Annotated in this window: 14 protein-coding genes; 5 read left to right on the top strand and 9 right to left on the bottom strand. The window is 70.6% G+C overall.

What is annotated here, in order from left to right:
* Positions 1-58 precede the first annotated feature (58 nt).
* The gene (locus tag ACP56T_RS07520; protein WP_430911522.1) at positions 59-1,021 is read left to right on the top strand and encodes a LysR family transcriptional regulator; all 963 of its coding nucleotides are present in this window, start codon (positions 59-61) and stop codon (positions 1,019-1,021) included.
* A 268-nt stretch (positions 1,022-1,289) separates the two neighbouring features.
* On the opposite strand, the gene ACP56T_RS07515 is transcribed toward ACP56T_RS07520, so the two are convergent.
* The 9 genes from ACP56T_RS07515 to ACP56T_RS07475 form a co-directional block, all read right to left on the bottom strand.
* Entirely contained in the window at positions 1,290-3,194 is a 1,905-nt protein-coding gene (locus tag ACP56T_RS07515) for a methyl-accepting chemotaxis protein (RefSeq protein WP_430911521.1), read from the bottom strand.
* A gap of 228 nt (positions 3,195-3,422) precedes the next feature.
* Entirely contained in the window at positions 3,423-4,721 is a 1,299-nt protein-coding gene (gene glnT, locus ACP56T_RS07510) for a type III glutamate--ammonia ligase (protein ID WP_430911520.1), read from the bottom strand.
* Between the two features lie 88 nt (positions 4,722-4,809).
* A complete protein-coding gene (locus tag ACP56T_RS07505; protein WP_430911519.1) occupies positions 4,810-6,156 on the bottom strand; it encodes an FMN-binding glutamate synthase family protein in 1,347 nt (448 codons plus the stop codon).
* A complete protein-coding gene (locus ACP56T_RS07500; RefSeq protein ID WP_430911518.1) occupies positions 6,156-6,845 on the bottom strand; it encodes a GltB/FmdC/FwdC-like GXGXG domain-containing protein in 690 nt (229 codons plus the stop codon). Before ACP56T_RS07500 ends, ACP56T_RS07505 begins: the two co-directional genes overlap by 1 nt.
* The gene (locus ACP56T_RS07495) at positions 6,845-7,738 is read right to left on the bottom strand and encodes a class II glutamine amidotransferase (protein ID WP_430911517.1); all 894 of its coding nucleotides are present in this window, start codon (positions 7,736-7,738) and stop codon (positions 6,845-6,847) included. Before ACP56T_RS07495 ends, ACP56T_RS07500 begins: the two co-directional genes overlap by 1 nt.
* 125 nt (positions 7,739-7,863) lie before the next feature.
* The gene (locus ACP56T_RS07490; protein ID WP_430911516.1) at positions 7,864-8,484 is read right to left on the bottom strand and encodes a sarcosine oxidase subunit gamma; all 621 of its coding nucleotides are present in this window, start codon (positions 8,482-8,484) and stop codon (positions 7,864-7,866) included.
* Positions 8,477-11,476 (bottom strand): sarcosine oxidase subunit alpha family protein, encoded by a 3,000-nt coding sequence (locus tag ACP56T_RS07485; RefSeq protein WP_430911515.1) that lies wholly within the window; start codon positions 11,474-11,476, stop codon positions 8,477-8,479. The genes ACP56T_RS07490 and ACP56T_RS07485 overlap by 8 nt, the downstream gene beginning before the upstream one ends.
* Positions 11,473-11,760: a sarcosine oxidase subunit delta gene (locus tag ACP56T_RS07480; protein ID WP_430911514.1), complete on the bottom strand. Its 288-nt coding sequence runs from the start codon at positions 11,758-11,760 to the stop codon at positions 11,473-11,475. The genes ACP56T_RS07485 and ACP56T_RS07480 overlap by 4 nt, the downstream gene beginning before the upstream one ends.
* A gap of 109 nt (positions 11,761-11,869) precedes the next feature.
* On the bottom strand, positions 11,870-13,120 hold the full coding sequence (locus ACP56T_RS07475) for a sarcosine oxidase subunit beta family protein (protein WP_430911513.1): 1,251 nt from the start codon (positions 13,118-13,120) through the stop codon (positions 11,870-11,872).
* Positions 13,121-13,340: 220 nt separating this feature from the next.
* Here ACP56T_RS07475 and ACP56T_RS07470 point away from each other — a divergent pair, with 220 nt between their 5' ends.
* The 4 genes from ACP56T_RS07470 (at position 13,341) to ACP56T_RS07455 (ending at position 19,535) form a co-directional block, all read left to right on the top strand.
* Positions 13,341-14,249: a GlxA family transcriptional regulator gene (locus ACP56T_RS07470; protein ID WP_430911717.1), complete on the top strand. Its 909-nt coding sequence runs from the start codon at positions 13,341-13,343 to the stop codon at positions 14,247-14,249.
* A gap of 154 nt (positions 14,250-14,403) precedes the next feature.
* Entirely contained in the window at positions 14,404-16,020 is a 1,617-nt protein-coding gene (locus ACP56T_RS07465; protein ID WP_430911512.1) for an ABC transporter substrate-binding protein, read from the top strand.
* Positions 16,021-16,052: 32 nt separating this feature from the next.
* Positions 16,053-17,840, top strand: a complete 1,788-nt coding sequence (locus ACP56T_RS07460) for a gamma-glutamyltransferase family protein (protein ID WP_430911511.1) — start codon at positions 16,053-16,055, stop codon at positions 17,838-17,840.
* 114 nt (positions 17,841-17,954) lie between these two features.
* The gene (locus ACP56T_RS07455) at positions 17,955-19,535 is read left to right on the top strand and encodes a sigma 54-interacting transcriptional regulator (protein ID WP_430911510.1); all 1,581 of its coding nucleotides are present in this window, start codon (positions 17,955-17,957) and stop codon (positions 19,533-19,535) included.
* Positions 19,536-19,679 lie beyond the last annotated feature (144 nt).

The raw sequence follows: 19,679 nt of genomic DNA, 5'->3' as shown, positions 1-19,679 counted from the left end.
CTTGCAGGGCGCCGGCGCCGGCCCTACCGCTGGCTCGGTTATTGCTTCCATAGTATTCATGCACGCGTTCGATCTTCTCGACTGGGACGACATCAAGGTCTTCCTCGCCGCCGCCCGCGCCGGCAGCCTCGCCGGGGCGGCCAAGCGCCTGCGGGTCGACCAGTCGACGGTCAGCCGGCGCCTCGCCCATCTCGAAAGCACGCTGGGGCTCGCCCTGTTCGAGCGCCTGCCCTCGGGCCTGCGGCCGAGCGACTCCGGGAGTCGCCTGCTCTGCCACGCGGAGCGGGTCGAGAGTGCGGTCATCGGCATGCGCGAGGAGGCGACGCCGGATGCCGGCGGCATCGGCGGCCGGGTCCGCCTAGCCACGATGGAGGGCATCGCCTCGCTCTATCTCGCCGAGCGGCTCGGGGCCCTGCGCGAGGCGAATCCCGACCTGCGCGTCGAGCTCGTCACCTCGTCACAGACCGTCTACGTCAACCGCCGGGAGGCGGACCTCTTCCTGAGCTTCTTCAAGCCGCCGGGCCAGGGGCTGGTCTCGGAGCGCGTCGGACGCTTCCGGCTCGGGCTCTACGCCGCGCCGGGCTATCTCGCCGGCAACGGGGTGCCGCGCGCGCCGGAGGACCTGCGGCGCCACAGCTTCGTCTCCTACATCGACGACCTGATCCAGGTGGATTGCGTGCGCTGGCTCGACGACCTGCTCGACGGGCCGCGCGTCGTCTTCTGCTCGACGAGCATGATCGTGCAGAAGAACGCGGCCGCCGGCGGTCTCGGTATCGTGCTGCTGCCGAGCTTCGCCGTGGGGCCGCGCGACGACCTCGTCCCCGTGCTCCACGACGTCGTCTCGACGAGCCGCGAGCTCTGGCTGAACGTCCACACCGACCTGCAATACGCGCCCCGGATCCGCGCCGTGGCCGGCTTCCTGAAGGCGCTGTTCGGGGCCGACCCGATCTTCCAGGCGCCCTCCCCGCACGCGCGCACGCCCTGCCGGATCGCGTCCCAGGCGGGCGAAGGACTGCACTGACCTGACGAATACCGTCCGCCGGATCGCCTCCGGAGAGGACGGGGGGCACGCCTCGTACGGGTCTACGGCCGATGCGTTAAGCGACGCGCGTTTCCCTCCCCCCTTTGCGGGGAAGGGTGTGCCTCTCGTCCGCGAGGGTCGGGTGAGGTGAACGCCTTCTCCGGCACCGTCGCTCCCCTCACCCGACCCGCTTCGCGGGCCACCCTCTCCCGCGGAGGGGAGAGGGGGCGGCGGCGGACGACGCCGAACGCATCGACCGGAAATGGCTTCAGGCGGCGCGGACGGTGGCGAGGAAGCGGGCGACCTCGGCGCGCAGGTGGTCGGACTGGCGGGAGAGCTCGGAGGCGGAGGTGAGGACCTGGGCGGCGGCGGCCCCGGTCTCGTCGGCGGCCCCGGCGACGCCGGCGATGTTGGCCGTGACCTCTCCGGTGCCCATGGCGGCCTGCGAGACGTTGCGCACGATCTCCTGGGTGGCCGCGCCCTGCTCCTCGACGGCGGCCGAGAGGGAGGTGGCGACGCCGCTGATCTCGCGGATGCGGCCGGTGATCGCGTCGATGGCGGTGACGGCCTGACCCGTCGAGCCCTGGATGCGGGCGATCTGGGTCGAGATCTCGTCGGTGGCGCGCGCCGTCTGGCTCGCCAGTTCCTTGACCTCGGAGGCGACGACGGCGAAGCCCCGTCCGGCCTCGCCGGCACGCGCCGCCTCGATGGTGGCGTTGAGCGCGAGCAGGTTGGTCTGGCCGGCGATGGAGGAGATCAGCGCCACGACGTTGCCGATCTCGGCGGCGGCGGCGCTGAGCGCCTGGACGAGCCCGGCGGTCTGCTCGGCTTCCGAGACCGCCAGGCGGGCGAGCTCGGCCGAGCCGCTGACCTGACGGCCGATCTCCTGGACCGACGAGCCCAGCTCCTCGGCGGCGGCGGCGACCGTGCCGACATTCGAGGCGGCCTCCTCGGCGGCGGCGGCCACCGTGGTCGACTGGCTGGCGGTCTCGCCCGCCGTGGCGCTCATCGCCTGCGCGGTGCCCTGCAACTGCGCCGCAGCAGACCCAACCATCCCCAGAACAGACCCCACCGCACGCTCGAAATCGTCCGCCAGGGCGAGCATCGCCGTCTTGCGCTCCGACTCGGCCCGCTCGCGCAGCCGCCCCTGCGCCAGGGTCAGTTCGCCGTTCTCCGCGATCGTCATGCGGAAGACGCCGAGGGCGCGGGCGATGGCGCCGATCTCGTCCTGGCGCGTGAGCACCGGGACCTGCGCCGACAGGTCGCCCGCCGCCAGCCGCTCCATCGACGAGGCGATGAGCCGGAGCGGCCGGGACATGCGCTGGCCGACCCAGTACGAGAGGCCGGCCGCCGCGAGCACGGCGGCGGCGATGATCGCCCATGTCAGGCGAGCGAGCCAGAGCCGATACTCGGCGATCCGCTGCTGCGCCGCCTCGTACTGCTCGTCGGCGGCCCGGCCGACCTCTCCCGTCAAGGAGGAGAGCCGGCCATGGATGTTGTTGAGATCGGCCGCCTCGTCGTTGAGGGTCGATAACCCGGCGGAATAGGCCAGGAAATTCCGCTCGTAGTCGTCGATCAGGCCCTTGATCTCGGATCGGGCCGTGGCCGACAGCGGCGTCGCCGCGAGGGCGGACCTGAATTCGTCGGCTCTGGTGCGCAGCTCGTCGACATACTTGTCGTCCCCGCGCAGCATGAAATCCTTTTCGTGCCGGCGCATCATCAGCATCAGCACGCTCAGGCGGGGCTGGTCGAACGTGCCGAGGCGGTTCTCCGCCGTGTGGACGGCGGCCCGCAGGCTGCCCTGCAAGCCGTCCTTCTCGGAGAAGCCGATGGTGCGCTGAGCGGCCACGACGTTCTGGAAGCGCGTCGCGTACAGGTTGAGGCCCGCGCGGATCGCCTCGGCCCTGCGCAGGGGGTTGTCCTGGGAGAAGTCGGCGACGCCCTTCTCGACGGCGTCGAGCTGCTGGCCGGCCTGTCGCAGAAGATCCTCGCGTTTTCCGACGAGCGCCTCCTTCCGGTGAAGAAGGAAATCGGTTTCGACCTGATGGACCTGGGTGATCAATCCGACGACGGCCGAGGTGCTGCTCTTCAGCCCGGCGATGCTGCTCGAATCGTGGGCCAGGCTGTCCTGGATATGCGATCCGACGAGATTGAGGACACCGAGGGCCAGCACGCCTCCCAACCCAAGACTCAGCATTTGAATGCGAAGACCGGGGCGAGGAATGCGAAGGTGCATATTCAATCTCTGGTTGGCGTTTGCTGTATTACATCCGCATTAAGTTACCATCCATTTAAGGTTGCTTCCCGCCGCGCCGCCCTGTGACTGGGGCCGGCCCCGATCGGGCCGAGCGCGGTTTCGCCTATGCGGGGGGGGAGGCCGCCCGGCGGGCTTCGTGCGGCGTCAGCAGTCGAGCGTGTTGTCCCGCTCCCACTGCGTCAGGTGTCCGCAGTAGCCGTTCCACTCGTCGTGCTTGAGCTTCAGGTAGCTCGGCACGAAGGACCCGAAGGCCTCGCGCAGGACCGAGCTGCCCTCCAGGGCGCGCAGGGCGTCGAGCATGTTCAGCGGAAGCCGCTTCACATCTTCGAGAGCGTGCCCGTCCGTGTACATGTTGATGTCGAGGCGCCGGCCGGGGTCGCGCTCCTGGCGGATTCCGTCGAGGCCGGCGGCCAGGAGGGCCGCCTGCAACAGGTACGGGTTGACGGCGCCGTCCGCGAGCCGGAGCTCGAAGCGGCCTCCGCCGGGCACGCGCACCATGTGGGTCCGGTTGTTGCCGGTATAGGTCACGGTGTTGGGCGCCCAGGTCGCGCCGGAGGCCGTCCGGGGCGCGTTGATGCGCTTGTAGGAATTCACCGTGGGGTTGGTGATCGCAGCGAGCGCGTCCGCCGAATGGATGAGGCCGCCGATGAAGTGGTAGCCCGTCCGCGACAGGCCGATCTCGTCGGCGGTATCCTTGAAGACGTTGGTGCCGTCGCGCCAGAGCGAGACATGGGCGTGGCAGCCGGACCCGGTCAGGGTCGGGAAGGGCTTGGGCATGAAGGTCGCCCGCAGGCCGTGCTTCTCGGCGATGGAGCGGGTCATGTACTTGAAGAACGCGTGCCGGTCGGCGGTGACGAGGGCGTCGTCGTATTCCCAGTTCATCTCGAACTGGCCGTTCGCGTCCTCGTGGTCGTTCTGGTAGGGCTTCCAGCCGAGCGACAGCATCGCGTCGCAGATCTCGGCGATGACGTCGTAGCGGCGCATCAGGGCCGATTGGTCGTAGCAGGGCTTCATCTGCTTGTCGGCCGTGTCGGCGGGTTCGGTGCCGCAGGGCGTGATCAGGAAGAACTCCGGCTCGACGCCGGTCTTCATCTGGAGTCCGTCCTTCGCGGCGTCCCCAATCAGGCGCTTGAGGATGTTGCGCGGGCCCTGCTCGACGGGCACGCCGTTCATGGAGAGGTCGGCGGGGAGCCAGCCCACCTCGGGCTTCCACGGCAGCTGGATGAGGCCGTCGGGATCGGGCATGGCGAGCAGGTCGGAATCAGCCGGGCTCATGTCGAGCCAGGTCGCGAACCCGGCGAACCCCGCCCCATCCTCGCAGCAGGCCTTGATCGATGCCGCAGGCACGAGCTTCGCGCGCTGCGTTCCGAACAGGTCCGTGTAGGAGACGAGGAAGTACTTGATGCCGCGTTCCTTGGCGGCGGTCTCCAGGTCGGTTGTCATCGCAAAACCCTCCCGGCGTAGCTCGGCCGATCGTCATTGCCCCGAAAGAAAGGCCGCCCCCGATTGCGGAGGGCGGCCCGAGATGTCGTCACAGACCCGTCTTGCCGGGGATCCAGTCGGTGCCGGCCAGCGGCACCTGGGCCATCGCCGCCGCCTCGATGGTCAGGGCGACGAGGTCTTCCGGCTCGAGGTTGTGCAGGTGGCTCTTGCCGGCGGCGCGGGCGATGGTCTGGGCTTCGAGGGTCATCACGGCGAGGAAGTTGGCGAGGCGCCGCCCGGCCAGCTCGGGATCGAGGCGCTTCATCAGCTCCGGGTCCTGCGTGGTGATGCCGGCCGGGTCCCTGCCCTCGTGCCAATCGTCGTAGGCGCCCGCGGTGGTGCCGAGGGCCTGGTACTCGGCCTCCCAGCGCGGATCGTTGTCGCCGAGCGCGATCAGCGCGGCGGTCCCGATCGCCACCGCGTCGGCGCCGAGCGCCAGGGCCTTGGCGACGTCGGCGCCCGAGCGGATGCCGCCCGAGACGACGAGCTGGACCTTCCGGTGCATCCCGAGCTCCTGGAGGGCCCGGACGGCCGGCCGGATGGCGGCCAGCGTCGGGATGCCGACATGCTCGATGAACACGTCCTGGGTGGCGGCGGTGCCGCCCTGCATGCCGTCGAGCACCACGACGTCGGCGCCCGATTTCACGGCCAGCGCCGTGTCGTAATAGGGGCGCGAGGCGCCGACCTTCACGTAGATCGGCTTCTCGCCGTCCGTGATCGCCCGGAGCTCCTCGATCTTGATCTCCAGATCGTCGGGCCCGGTCCAGTCCGGGTGCCGGCAGGCCGAGCGCTGGTCGATGCCGGGGGGCAGGCAGCGCATGCCGGCGACACGCTCGGTGATCTTCTGGCCGAGCAGCATGCCGCCGCCGCCGGGCTTGGCGCCCTGACCGATCACGATCTCGATGGCGTCCGCCTTGCGCAGGTCGTCCGGGTTCATGCCGTAGCGCGAGGGCAGGTACTGGTAGACGAGCGTCTTCGAGTGGCCGCGCTCCTCGGGGGTCATGCCGCCGTCGCCGGTGGTGGTCGAGGTCCCGGCGATGGTCGCGCCGCGTCCGAGCGCCTCCTTGGCGTTGGCCGAGAGCGAGCCGAAGCTCATGCCCGCGATGGTGACGGGGGTCTTCAGCCTGATCGGCTTGGAGGCGAAGCGGTTGCCGAGGACCACTTCGGTGCCGCACTTCTCGCGGTAGCCTTCGAGGGGATAGCGGCTGATCGAGGCGCCGAGGAAGAGCAGGTCGTCGAAATGGGGGACGGCGCGCTTCGCGCCCGCGCCGCGGATGTCGTAGATGCCCGTCGCCGCCGCGCGGCGGATCTCGGACATCACGTCGGGCGTGAAGGTCGCGGAGAAGCGGGGCTGCGTGCGCGGCAGGCCGCGCGGATCCTCGGGGTTCGCGGCCATCAGTAGGCTCCAGCGTTGTCGACACGGAAGTGGTAGAGCTGACGGGCCGAGCCGTAGCGCTTGAAGTCTGAGGGATCGACCTCGCCCGCGAGCCCGGCGATCTCCAGCTTGGCGTGGAGCAGCGCCCGGTGCTCGTCGCGCATCTCCTTCTCGATGCAGTCCGAGCCGAGGCTGGCGACCGAGCCGCGCACGAAGAGCTTGGCCTCGTAGAGGGAGTCGCCGAGCGCCTCGCCGGCATCCCCCAGAACCACGAGCGACCCGGCCTGCGCCATGAAGGCCGACATGTGGCCGATCGACTTCTTCACGAGGATGTCGACGCCCTTCATCGAGATGCCGCAGCGGGCGCCGGCATTGCCGTCGATGAGCAGGAAGCCGCCATGGGCGGTGGCGCCGGCCGACTGGCTGGCATCGCCGCGCACATGCACGAAGCCGGACATCATGTTCTCGGCGACGCCCACCCCGGCATTGCCGTTGACGAGCACGCTCGCCTGCTTGTTCATGCCGGCGCAGTAGTACCCGACATGCCCCTCGATCTCGACCGTGATCGGCGCGTCGAGCCCCGCCGCGACGGCGTGGCGCCCGCCCGGATGCGTCACCGTCCAATGGGTCTCGTTGGTGTCGGGCCGCAGGGCGTGGAGCGCCTTGTTGAGCTCGCGCAGGGGCGCCTTGTCGAGGTCGTAGATCGGCATCAGTGGCGCTCCCAGGCGTAGACGCGGGCGGGCTCCGGCTCGAACACGCGCGCGGTCTCGATGCCCGGCAGGCCGACGAGGGCGCGATATTCGGAGCCGAAGGCAACGTAGTCGTCGGTCTCGGCCATCACGGCCGGCTTGCAGGCGATCGGGTCGCGCACGACGGCAAAGCCGTTCTCCGTGCCGACGACGAAGGTGAAGAAGCCGTCGAGATCCGTGAGGCTGGCCTCGAGGGCCTCCTTGAGCGAGGCGCCCTCGCGCATCCGCCAGGACAGGTAGCCCGCCGCGACCTCGGTGTCGTTCTGGGTGGCGAAGGTCAGGCCCTCGCGCACCAGGCGCCGGCGCATCCCGTTGTGGTTCGACAGCGAGCCGTTATGGACGAGGCACTCGTCGCGCCCGGTCGAGAACGGGTGGGCGCCGTTCGTGGTGACGGCGCTCTCGGTGGCCATGCGGGTGTGGCCGATCGCGTGACTGCCCGTCATCGAGGCGAGATCGAACCGCGTGGCGACCTCGGCGGGCAGGCCGACCTCCTTGTAGATCTCCATGCGCCTGCCGGCGCTGACGACGTCGATCTCGGGCGCGTTCTCCTTCAGCCAGTCCCGGATCCGCGGCTCCTGGTCCGCCGGGGCCGACAGGACCGCATGCGTATCGCGCGCGGTGGTCTCGAAGGGGCGATCGAAGGCCGCCTCCATCCGCGCGAGGGCTTGCGCGAGATGGGCTCCGTCGCGCCCGCGAAGGGTCAGCTTCACGCCCGCGCCGTCGGACCCGTAGACCGCGAAGCCGGCGCTGTCCGGGCCGCGATCCGTCATCGTGGCGAGCATCCCGGAGAGCAGCGCCCCGAGCCGGGGCTCGAGCGCCGGGTTCTTCAGATAAAGTCCGACAATCCCGCACATCGACCGTTCCCCGCTCCGTCAGGCGCTCAAGCCAAGTCGCAGAACGGCCGGGAAATGTCAATCAAAAGGAACTTTTCTTTCTTGAAAAGAAAGGCGCCGTGTCGGGGACGAGCCGCCCCCTGCCCTCACGGACAAGGGGCGGCCTCGACCTCGTAGCCGAACTCGGCGGCGGCCTCGGTCAGCCAGGACCAGACGCTGCCGGCGAAGCTGCGCGCGACCGCGAGGTCGTAGACCGGCTCGTCGTCGCGCTGCCAGAACTGGACGCCGATATGGGCGATGGCGGTGACGGCGGCGCTCCCCTTCCCGAAGACGCGTGGGTGGAGGTCCACGGCGACGCCCTTCTCCATGAGCGTCCGGGCGCGCGGACCGGAGACCCGCACCACCGCGCGGCCGTCGCTCTGGTCCGTCACGGCCGCGACGGGCCGCAGGAGGCCGGGCAGTTCGCGCAGGGCGTCGCGGGTGCCGGCCATGGCCAGCCACTGGCCGGGGGCGGACCAGACCAGCCCGCCCTCACCGGAGAGATGCGCCCTGCCCGGCGGCGGCAGCTCCCAGCCGTAGCGCTCGGAGAGGATGGCGCGCAGCGCCTCCTCGCGCCCGTCCGCCGCGACGATCGTCGCGAGGGCGATGCCGTCGCGCGGGGTCAGGCGGATGCCGGCCTCCCCCTGCGCGCGGCCGTGGCGGCCGGGTCTGGCGTATCCGGCCCAGGCGCTGCGGGGAGCCCACAGGCTCGCGGTTGCCTCAGGCATGCATCCGGCTCCCCTCGGGATCGACGAAGACGGCCGAGCTGATCTCGACCTCGACATCCTCGTTGCGGACGGGATCGTAGGCGCGCACGCGCTCGCCGATCCGCTGCGGGCCACGCGCGATGAAGCCGATGCCGATCCAGTGCCCGTTGCTCGGCGAGAAGGCGACGGAGGTCAGGTAGCCCTGGTCGGCCTCGAGGCTCGGCACGGCGTCGAGCCCGATGACATGCGCGCCGGCCCTCAGCCGCTTCGACGGGTCGACGGGACGGAATCCGATCAGGACCGGCCGCTCCGGCCCGGTCAGGCCGGGACGCTCCTTCATCAGGCGGCCGATATGGTCCTTCTTCCTGGCCAGCATGCCGCCGAGCCCGAGATCGGCGGCGGTCGTCGCGCCGTTGATCTCGGCGCCGGCCGCGTGGCCCTTCTCGATGCGCATGACGGAGAGCGCCTCCGAGCCGTAGGGCGTGATGCCGTGGGGCGTCCCGCTCGCGACGATCGCCCGCCACAGCGCGTCGCCGTAGGCGGCCGGGACCGCGATCTCGTAGGCGAGCTCCCCCGAGAACGAGATGCGGAACAGGCGCGCCGGGATGCCGCCACCCACCGTGACGTCGGCGCTGGCGAGGAATGGGAACGCCTCGTTCGAGATGTCGAACGCGGGGTCGACGACGCCGCGCAGGGTTTCGCGGGCCTTCGGGCCGGCCACCGCGTATTGCGCCCATTGCTCGCTGATCGAGGCGATCCGCACGTCGAGTTCCGGCCAGAGCCACTGGCGGCAGAACTCCATGTGCTGCATCACCCTGGCCGCGTTCGCGGTCGAGGCGGTCATCACGTAGTGGGTCTCGCCCATGCGGGCGATGGTGCCGTCATCAAGGACGAGGCCGTCCTCGCGCAGGAGGATCGCGTAGCGGGCCTTGCCCACGGGCAGGCTGGCGAAGGGGTTGGCGGTGAGCCGCTCGATGAAGGCGAGCGCGTCGCCTCCCTGGATGTCGATCTTGCCGAGGGTCGTCACGTCGCAGACGCCGACCCCGGAGCGGACGGTGTTCACCTCGCGGCTCACGCTCTCCAGCCAGTCTGTCTCCCCGGCGCGGGGGAAATAGGCCGGGCGCAGCCACAGCCCGGTCTCGACGAAGACCGCGCCGTTCTCCTCGCACCAGGCATGCGAGGGGACGTGCCGCGTCGCGCGGAAGTCCTTGCCGCGATGATGGCCGGCCAGCGCGCCGATGGCGACCGGCGTGAAGGGCGGCCGGAACACGGTGGTGCCGACGCTCGGGATCGCTTGGCCCGTCAGCTCCGCCATGATGCCGAGGCCGGCGAGGTTCGAGGTCTTGCCCTGGTCTGTGGCCATGCCGAGCGTCGTGTAGCGCTTGAGATGCTCCACCGCCCGGAAGCCCTCGCGATGGGCGAGCGCGATGTCGGAGGCCGCCACGTCGTTCTGGAAATCGACGAAGGCTTTCCCCCTGCTTTTGGGCGCCCGCCAGAGCGGCGCGTGCCCGCTGTTCTCGGGCTCGGTCTCCGGCACCGGCGGCAGCGGCCCGTCGAAGCCGCAGTGACGGGCCGCGTCCGCCCCCGCCGCCGCGCCGGTCGAGAGGCATTCCGCCAGGGTGAGACGGCCCGCCGCCGCGCCCGCCGCCGTCATTCCATGGGGGCCCGCCGCCGGCACGAAGGCGTGGATGTCCTCGTTCCAGACCGGGCGGCGCGACAGGTGCGAGTCGAGATGGACGACCGGGTTCCAGCCATTGGCCATGGCGAGGCAGTCGCAGGCGATCGCGCGCGCGCGTCCCTCGGCGTCGACCACGTCGATCGCCTTCAGCCCGAGATGCCCGCGCGTCCCCGCCACATGGCCGCCGGCGACGACCACCGCGCCGGCCGCCTCGGCGCCGCGCCGCAGCTCGGCCGGAACCCTGGGCCTCGTGTCGATCACGGCCGCGATGCCGCCGCCGGCCGCGAGCACGTCGGAGACGGTGCGCCAGCCGTCGTCGCTCGATGTCAGCACCGCGATCCTGCGGCCCGGCAGCACGCCGTAGCGGTTGAGATAGGTCCGCACCGCCCCGGCGAGCATGATTCCGGGCCGGTCGTTGCCGCCGAAGACATGCGGACGCTCGACGGCGCCTGCGGCCAGGACCGCGCGCCTGGCGGTGATCCGCCAGAGCCGCTGGCGCGGTGCGTGGGGCGCCGGGACGGCGAGGTGGTCGCTCACCCGCTCGACGGCGCCGTAGGCGCCGTGATCGTAGACCCCGAACAGGGTCGTGCGCGTCAGGATGCGGACCTCGGGCAGGCCGGCGAGTTCCGCGACGGCGGACGCAGCCCATGCGGCGCCGCTCTGCGATCCGACCGTGTGGGTCTCGGCGAGCAGGCGCCCGCCGATCTCGAAATCCTCGTCCACCAGGATGACGCGGGCGCCGGAGCGGCCCGCCGCCAGCGCCGCCGAAAGGCCCGCCGGGCCGCCGCCGATGACGAGCACGTCGCAATGGGCGTGCATGCGGTCGTAGGTATCGGGATCGGGCGCGGTCGCGGCGCGGCCGAGGCCGGCGGCGCGGCGGATCATGGGCTCGTAGAGCCTCTCCCAGAAGGAGGCCGGCCACATGAAGGTCTTGTAGTAGAAGCCCGCCGCGAAGACCGGGGCCGCCAGTGCGTTGATCCCGAGGGCGTCGAAGGCGAGCGAGGGCCAGCGGTTCTGGCTCGTCGCTTCCAGGCCCTCGAACAGCTCGGCGACGGTGGCGCGGGTGTTCGGCTCGCGACGGGCGCCCGAGCGCAACTCCACGATGGCGTTCGGCTCCTCGGAGCCGGCCGCGAGGATGCCGCGCGGTCGGTGATACTTGAAGGACCGGCCGACGAGACGGACGCCGTTGGCGAGCAGCGCCGAGGCGAGCGTATCGCCCTGGAAGCCCGCGAGGGACTTGCCGTCGAAGCTGAAGGCGACGGGCTGGCGCCGGTCGATCAGGCCGCCTTTCGCGGTCCGGAAGGGCTGGCCGTGGGCGGGGGCGACGGCGCTCATGCGGCGCCTCCCGCGCGGCGGGCCAGGGCGACCTCGAGGGCCGAGGACACGTCGTGGATCGCGTGGCTGCGGGTGTCGCGGGTCACGACGAGCCAGGAGCGGCAGCCGGCGGCGTGATACCAGAGCTCGCGATGGGGCCCGGCCGGGTTGTCGCGCAGATAGACGTAGTCGTGCATGGCCTGCGGCGAGGCGTCCATGCCGTCGGGCCGGATGACCGTCGCGTCGCCGAGATAGCTGAACTCGCCGTTGTCGCGCTCGCCGCAATGCGGGCACCGGATGCGCATGGCTCCTGTCCTTCCTCTCGGTCCGTCCGGCGGCTGCCTCGGCGGAAGCCGCAAGCGCGGCCGCGCGTCGCCGCCCATGCGGCGGACGGCGGCGACGCCGCCAAAAACATCAATGCAGGTTCGGCTGCGCGCCCATGCCCTTCTCGTCGATGAGATGGCCGGTCGCGAAACGGTCGAGGTGGTAGGCGGCGCTCACCGGATGGGGCGCGTCGCGGGCGATGGTGTGCGCGAAGCAGAAGCCCGCCGCAGGCGTCGCCTTGAAGCCGCCGTAGCACCAGCCGGCGTTGAGATAGAGCCCGCCGATATCGGTGCGGTCGATGATCGGCGAGCCGTCCATGGACATGTCCATGATGCCCCCCCAGTGCCGCAGCAGCCGCAGCCGGCCGAGGCCGGGCCAGAGCGCCATGCCGCCCTCCATCACGTCCTCGATGGTGGCGAGGTTGCCGCGCTGCGCGTAGGAATTGTAGCCGTCGATGTCGCCGCCGAAGACGAGCCCGCCCTTGTCGGACTGGCTGACGTAGAAATGGCCGGCGCCGAAGGTCATGACGCAGTCGATCAGAGGCTTCACTCCCTCGCTGACGAAGGCCTGGAGGACGTGGCTCTCGATCGGCAGACGCAGGTCGACCATGGCGGCGAGCAGCGAGGACGAGCCCGCCACCGAGATGCCGACCTTCTTCGCCCGGATGAAGCCGCGCGTGGTCTCGACCCCGGCGACGCGGCCGTTCTCGCGGGCAATCCCGGTGACGGCGCAGTTCTGGACGATGTCGACGCCGCGCGCGTCGGCGGCGCGGGCATAGCCCCAGGCGACCGCGTCGTGGCGCACGGTGCCCCCCCGGCGCTGCACGAGGCCGCCCTTCACCGGGAAGCGCGCGTTGTCGAAATCGATGAAGGGCACCATCGCCCGGACCTGCTCGCGATCGAGGAGCTCCGCGTCGATGCCCGCGAGCCGCATGGCGTTGCCGCGCCGCGCATAGGCGTCGCGCTGGGCGTCCGAATGATAGAGGTTCAGCACGCCGCGCTGGCTGACCATGGCGTTGTAGTTGATGTCCTGCTCCAGCCCCTCCCAGAGCTTCATCGAATGCTCGTAGAAGGGGATGTTGCCGGGCAGCCCGTAGTTCGAGCGGATGATCGTCGTGTTGCGGCCGACATTGCCGGAGCCGATATGGCTCTTCTCCAGCACGGCGACGTTCGTGATGCCGTGCTCCTTGGCGAGGTAGTAGGCCGTCGCGAGCCCGTGGCCGCCGCCGCCGATGATGACGACGTCGTATTCGGCCTTCGGCGCCGCGTCGCGCCATTGCGGCGTCCAGTCCTTCTGGCCGCGCAGCGCCTGGCCGAGGACGCTGAGAAGCGAATATCGCATGGAAGGGCCCCATCGTCGGCGGTGCTCGCGCGTCGAACCTCGATAGCCGCAAGGCCCGTCCCGCCGGCTTGCAAATCGCGACGGGTTTCCGGCACATTCCGCCGAAATGAACCTCCCGAAACCGAACCGCCCCGGAAGCCGGCCGGGCCGCAAGGCGCCCGTGCCCGAACCGTCCGCCGCCCTGACGGTGGGGTTCGTTCTGGTGCCGGACTTCCCGCTGATGGCCTACACCTCCGCCGTCGAGCCGTTGCGGGCGGCCAACACCCTGTCGGGCCGCAACCTGTACGACTGGTGGCACGCCGCTCCGGGGGGCGGCAGCGTGCGGGCCTCGAACGGCGTCACCATCCTCACCGAGGTCGAGGTCGGCGCGCTGACGCGGCGCGCGGACCGGGTCTTCGTCTGCGCCGGCGGAAACCCGGCCGGGTTCGACGATCCGGCCCTCTCGCGATGGCTCCGCGCCCTCTCGCGCGCCGGCGCGACCATCGGCGGGATTTCGGGCGGGCCCTACATCCTGGCCCGCGCCGGGCTGCTGGAGGGCCGCCGCTGCACTCTCCACTGGGAGCACGTCCCCGCCTTCGAGGAGCGCTACCCGGAGATCGAGGTCGTGCGCTCGCTCTTCGAGATACAGGGCAACCGGGTGACGTGCTCGGGGGGAATCGCCGCCCTCGACCTGATGCTGAACCTGATCGAGGCCGATCACGGGCCGGGGCTCGCCGCCGGGGTCGGGGACTGGTTCCTGCACAACCAGATCCGCGAGGGCCTGAGCCCCCAGCGGATGGATCTCCGCCTGCGCCTCGGGGTGCGCGATCCGCGCCTCCTGCGGGCGCTCGCGGCCATGGAATCCAACCTCGAGACCCCGTTGCCGCGCGAGGCGCTCGCCGCCGCCGCCGCCGTGTCGGTCCGGCAGCTCGAACGGCTTTTCCGCACGCTCATGAGCACGAGCCTGCACGCGCATTATCTCGACCTGAGACTGGACCGGGCCCATCAGCTCCGCAGGGAAAGCGCCCTCGCGCCTGCCGAGATCGCCGCGACGACCGGCTTCGCCAGTGCCGACGAGCTGTCGCGCGCGGAGCGCCGCCGCCACCGGAGGAGCGCGGCACGGCGAGGCGACGATACGGGCGCTGCCTGAGCGGATTCCGCTCCAGCCGGGCAGTTGATGAAAAAATAGCCTCGAAGAGCCAATTTTTGATCTTTGGAAGAAGTATTTTTTCTTCATAGTAATGGATGCGGCGCTTGTCGGTTCCTGCCAGGGGCCTTTCGCGCCACCGGAGCAGGCTTTCGTGATGGACCGAGATCTTCCCAGCCGCCGCACGCTCATGGCCGGAGGTGCTGCGCTGGCCCTGCTCGGCGCGACCGGCCGTGCCCAGGCCGCGAGCCCGTCCGGCACCCTGACCTACGGCATCTCGATGACGGACCTGCCGCTGACCACCGGGCAGCCGGACCGGGGCGCGGGCGGCTACCAGTTCACCGGGCTGACCCTCTACGACCCGCTCGTCGCCTGGGAGCTCGACGTCGCCGACCGGCCCGGCAAGCTGATTCCCGGTCTCGCGACCGCGTGGGAAAGCGATCCCGCCGACCGCAGGAACTGGATCTTCCGCCTGCGCGACGGCGTGACCTTCCACGACGGGTCGGCCTTCGACGCCGATGCGGTGATCTGGAACTTCGACAAGGTGCTCAACAAGGAGGCGCCGCATTTCGACCAGCGCCAGGCCGCGCAGGTGCGCCCCCGCCTGCCCGGCGTCGCCTCCTACAAGAAGATCGACGGCATGACCGTCCAGGTCACGACCAAGGCGGTCGACAGCCTGTTCCCCTACCAGATGCTGTGGTTCCTGATCTCCTCGCCGGCCCAGTACGAGAAGCTCGGCCGCGACTGGGGGAAGTTCGCCTTCGAGCCCTCGGGCACCGGCCCCTACAGGATCGGCCAGCTCCAGCCGCGCGTCCGCATCGAGCTCGTTCCGAACACCGCCTACTGGAACCCGAAGCGGATGCCGAAGCTGTCCAAGCTGACGCTCGCCTGCATGCCGGAGGATCTCTCGCGGGTGAACGCGCTCCTGTCGGGCAATGTCGACCTGATCGAGCTGCCGGCGCCGGACGCGGTGCCGAGGCTCAAGGCCGCCGGCATGCGCATCGTCGGCAACGACACGCCGCATGTCTGGAACTACCACCTGTCGATGATCGAGGGCAGCCCATGGCGCGACCTGCGCCTGCGCAAGGCTGCCAACCTCGCCATCGACCGTGCCGGCGTCGTTCAGCTCATGGGCGGCCTCGCCACTCCGGCCGTGGGGCAGGTCCAGCCGTCGAGCCCCTGGTTCGGCAAGCCGACCTTCAAGATCGAGACGGATGTCGACCTGGCGCGCAAGCTCGTTCAGGAGGCCGGCTACTCGGTGAAGAACCCGCTCAAGACGACGATGATCATCCCGACCGGCGGCACCGGCCAGATGCTCTCCCTGCCGATCAACGAGTTCGTGCAGCAGAGCTGGGCCGAGGTCGGCATCCAGGTCGAGTTCCGCACGGTGGAGCAGGAGGTCGCCTACACCGCCTGGCGCCAGGGCGCGGCGGATCCGAGCCTGAAGGGCGTCACCGCCAGCAACGTCGCCTACGTCACCTCAGACCCGTTCTACGCGATCCTGCGCTTCTACGATTCGAAGCAGATCTCCCCGAACGGCGTCAACTGGAGCCACTACCGCAACCCCGAGGTCGACGCGCTCTGCGACAAGGTCAAGACCAGCCTCGACATGGCCGAGCAGGACAGGCTCCTCGCGCGCATCCACGAGATCGTCGTCGACGACGCCGTGCAGGTCTGGGTGGTGCACGACAGCAACCCGCATGCGCTGTCGCCGCGCGTGAAGAGCTACACGCAGGCGCAGCACTGGTTCCAGGACCTCTCGACCCTGGCCTGAGCCGGGCGCGCATCACTGCTGGGAGGACGGGAATGTTGCCCACCCCTACGAGCACGCGGTCCTTCCGCACCCTTCCGACGGAGTCGGTGCCGTTCCATCCGCGCATCTTCGGGCGGCGCGGCGCCGTCGCGGCCGAGCATTACCTCGCGCCGATGGCGGGCATCGACATCCTCAAGCAGGGCGGCACCGCCGTCGACGCGGCCATCGCCGCGACGCTGGTCGAGGGGGTCGTCAACCCGCAGATGCACACGATCGGGGGCGAGATCCCGATCCTGATCGCCGCCCCCGGCGAGGCCGGGGTGGTCTGCATCAACGGCAACACCGTGGCGCCGGCGGCGGCCACGCCCGAGGCGTTCCTGCGGCGCGGGCTCGACCAGATTCCACCGGAGGGGCCGCTGGCGGCTGGGGTTCCGGGCGCGCTCGGCGCCCTGGTCGAGGCCTCGCGCCGCTACGGGCGCCTAAGCTTCGCCGATGTCAGCGCCCCCGCCCTCGACCTCGCCCGCAACGGCTTCCCGGTCCATGCCGGGCTGCTGCGCCAGCACAAGTTCGGCATCGTCGACAACGCCGAGCGCTTCCGTGGCGAATGGCACGGCTCGGCCGCGCTCTACCTGCCCGAGGGCCGCGTCCCGGCGGAGGGCGACATCATCCGCAACCCCGCGCTCGCGGACATGCTGGCCTTCCTCGCGGCCGAGGAGCGCCGGGCCGGCGGGACGCGGCTCGACGGCCTGGGGGCGGTCTTCGACGCCTTCTACAAGGGCGACGTCGCCCGCGAGATCGCGGATTTCGTGGCGGCGCGCGGCGGTCTGCTGACGCGGGACGACCTGGCGCGCTTCACCGTGCCGGTCGAGCGCGCGGTCTCGATCCGCTACGCCGGCGTCGACCTCTACAAATGCGGGCCGTGGACCCAGGGGCCCGCCCTCCTCCAGACCCTGTCGATCCTGAAGAACTTCGATCTGGCCGCGCTCGGGCACAACAGCCCCGCCTACATCCATCTCGTGGTCGAGGCGATGAAGCTCGCCTTCGCGGATCGCGAGCAGTTCTACGGCGACCCCGACCATGTCGAGGTGCCGGTCGAGACCCTGCTGTCGGACGCCTACGGCCAGCTTCGTGCCGGGCTCGTCGCCGATCGCGCCGATCTGGCCCTGCGTCCCGGCGATCCCCGGACCGGGGGCGCCCTGCTGCCGCCCGCGGAGCGGCTCGGGGGCGCGTCCTGGGGGCCGGGCACCGTCCATGTCGACGCCATGGACCGTGAAGGCTTCACCGCCGCCTTCACGCCGAGCGGCGCCTGGATCAAGAGCGCGGAGGTCGTGCCGGCCCTCGGGTTTCCGCTCGGCGTCCGCCTGTCGAACTGCCGCGTGGGACCGGCCCGCCATCCCAACGTGATCGCGCCCTTCAAGCGGCCCCGGACCACGATCAGCCCGAGCCTCGCCTGCAAGGACGGCAAGCCGTGGCTGGCGTTCGGCAGCATGGGCGGCGATCAGCAGGACCAGTGGCAGTTGCAGTTCTTCCTCAACCGCGTCGTGTTCGACATGCCGCTCCAGGCGGCGATCGAGGCGCCGAAATTCTCGAGCGAGCATTTCCCGGCCCTGTTCCACCCGCACGACTTCTACCTCAACCGCCTCCGCATCGAGACGAGCATCGGCCGCGACACCCTGGACGGTCTGGCCGCGCGCGGGCACGAGATCGACCCCGCGCCACCCTGGACGGAGGGCTATCTCTGCGGGACCGAGCGCAACCTCGAGACCGGGGTTCTGGAGGCGGGCTCCGATCCGCGCGGGACCAAGTCGGAGGTCTTTCCCGCCTTCGCCCTGGCTTACTGACGCCTGGGCCATCCCGTCGCTCGGCATAGGCCCCCTGCCCGGCTCGCACGGAGCTTGCAGGCCCCCTCCGGCCCCGCCCTCGACGGACGAGCGGGCCACGGGCACGGGTGACGGATGGGCAAGGACGCGTCGAGCGCGCATTGGCGCACGCAGGAGATGTTCCTGTTGCAGGAGGTCATGAACCTCATCGGCAAGGGCATCCATCTCGATCAGGTCGCGCGCGAGATGCTGCATCTCCTCTCGGAGATCATCGGCCTCAACCGGGGGCGCATCGTCCTGCGGGACCCGGACGGGGACGGCTACCGGATCGCCCATTCCTACGGCCTGACCCGCGAGGAGGTCGCGCGCGGCCGCTACGCCCCCGGCGAGGGCATCACCGGCCGCGTCATCGGGGACGGCCATCTCATCATCGTCCAAGACATCGACAAGGACCCGACCTTCCTCGCCCGCGCCGTCGAGCGGGCGCGGCTGCCGCGCGGGGCGGTCTCGTTCCTGGCCCTGCCGATCCGTGTCGACAACCGCACGGTAGGGGCCCTCGCCTGCCACCGCATCCGCCACCGCGAGCGGGCCCTGTCGGACGACCTCGCCATCCTGCGCATCATCGCGACGATGGTGGGCCAGTTGCTGACGCTGAACGCCAGGGTCGAGCAGAAGACCCGCGCGCTCGAGGAGCACAACGGCATGCTGGCCCGCGAGCTGCGCATCAAGCGGGCCCGCTACGGCATCATCGGCACCTCGCCCGCGCTCCTGCGCGCGCTCGCCCAGGTCGAGAAGGTGGCCGACGCCACGGCCAGCGTGCTGCTGCTCGGCGAGTCGGGCAGCGGCAAGGAGCTGTTCGCCCGCGCGCTCCATCTCGCCAGCCCCCGGCGGGACCGGCCCTTCATCAAGGTGAACTGCGCGGCGATCCCCGAGAGCCTGTTCGAGTCCGAGCTGTTCGGGCACGAGCGCGGCGCCTTCACGGGGGCGGTGGAGGCGCGGGCCGGCTGGTTCGAGCAGGCGAGCGGCGGCACCATCTTCCTCGACGAGATCGGCGAGATGCCGGCGATCCTCCAGACGAAGCTGCTGCGCACCCTTCAGGAGGGCACCGTGGTGCGCCTCGGCGGCAAGCGCGAGATCCGGATCGACATGCGGCTCGTGGCGGCCACGAACCGCCATCTCGGCGCCGAGGTCGCCCACGGACGCTTCCGCGAGGACCTGTTCTACCGGCTCAACGTGATCCCGATCACGCTGCCGCCCCTGGCCGAGCGGCGCGGCGACATCCCCGATCTCGTCCTGCACTTCCTGACGCGGGCCAATCAGGACAACCAGCGCAACGTGAACCTGACGCCGGGCGCGGTGGCGCATCTCGCGCGCCAGCCCTGGCCGGGCAACATCCGCCAGCTCGCGAACTTCATCGAGCGGCTCGTGCTGCTCTCCGGCGAGGGCATGCTCGACGTCGAGGACCTGCGCCCGATGCTCGAGGGGGCCGCCGCCACCGGCCTGCTCCCGCCGGAGCGCATCGACAGGCCGCCCGCGCAGGGGCCGGCCGGCATCATCCGCCCCTACCTGCCGGCGGATTCGCATGGCCGGGACCAGCTCAGCTCGGCTCTCGCCCAGGCGGGGGGCAACAAGACCCGCGCCGCGCAGCGCCTCGGCCTGACCGAACGCCAGTTCTCGTACCGCTGGCGCAAGCTCCAGACCGCCTCCGGCTACTGACGAAGCGGGCCGACAATGTCGACACAATGTCGACATTCCCGAGGAAGCATCTCGCGCGGGACTGATCACGGATCGGCATAAATATCTGATATAAAATGGTTTTCTAAGAAAGTTTCGCCGTCGCGTCGTCTGGCATCCGCCTTG

The organism is Methylobacterium endophyticum (genome assembly GCF_050591105.1).
GTDB lineage: Bacteria > Pseudomonadota > Alphaproteobacteria > Rhizobiales > Beijerinckiaceae > Methylobacterium.
This window is presented reverse-complemented; position numbering and strand designations above follow the sequence as displayed.

Coding starts and splice junctions, on each gene's coding strand:
- ACP56T_RS07505 (WP_430911519.1), bottom strand. CDS start 6,156: ATGGCCGCGAACCCCGAGGATCCGCGCGGCCTGCCGCGCACGCAGCCC.
- ACP56T_RS07480 (WP_430911514.1), bottom strand. CDS start 11,760: ATGCGCATCCGGTGCCCGCATTGCGGCGAGCGCGACAACGGCGAGTTC.
- ACP56T_RS07495 (WP_430911517.1), bottom strand. CDS start 7,738: ATGTGCGGGATTGTCGGACTTTATCTGAAGAACCCGGCGCTCGAGCCC.
- ACP56T_RS07465 (WP_430911512.1), top strand. CDS start 14,404: ATGGACCGAGATCTTCCCAGCCGCCGCACGCTCATGGCCGGAGGTGCT.
- ACP56T_RS07455 (WP_430911510.1), top strand. CDS start 17,955: ATGGGCAAGGACGCGTCGAGCGCGCATTGGCGCACGCAGGAGATGTTC.
- ACP56T_RS07500 (WP_430911518.1), bottom strand. CDS start 6,845: ATGCCGATCTACGACCTCGACAAGGCGCCCCTGCGCGAGCTCAACAAG.
- ACP56T_RS07460 (WP_430911511.1), top strand. CDS start 16,053: ATGTTGCCCACCCCTACGAGCACGCGGTCCTTCCGCACCCTTCCGACG.
- ACP56T_RS07520 (WP_430911522.1), top strand. CDS start 59: ATGCACGCGTTCGATCTTCTCGACTGGGACGACATCAAGGTCTTCCTC.
- glnT (WP_430911520.1), bottom strand. CDS start 4,721: ATGACAACCGACCTGGAGACCGCCGCCAAGGAACGCGGCATCAAGTAC.
- ACP56T_RS07485 (WP_430911515.1), bottom strand. CDS start 11,476: ATGAGCGCCGTCGCCCCCGCCCACGGCCAGCCCTTCCGGACCGCGAAA.
- ACP56T_RS07490 (WP_430911516.1), bottom strand. CDS start 8,484: ATGCCTGAGGCAACCGCGAGCCTGTGGGCTCCCCGCAGCGCCTGGGCC.
- ACP56T_RS07470 (WP_430911717.1), top strand. CDS start 13,341: ATGGCCTACACCTCCGCCGTCGAGCCGTTGCGGGCGGCCAACACCCTG.
- ACP56T_RS07475 (WP_430911513.1), bottom strand. CDS start 13,120: ATGCGATATTCGCTTCTCAGCGTCCTCGGCCAGGCGCTGCGCGGCCAG.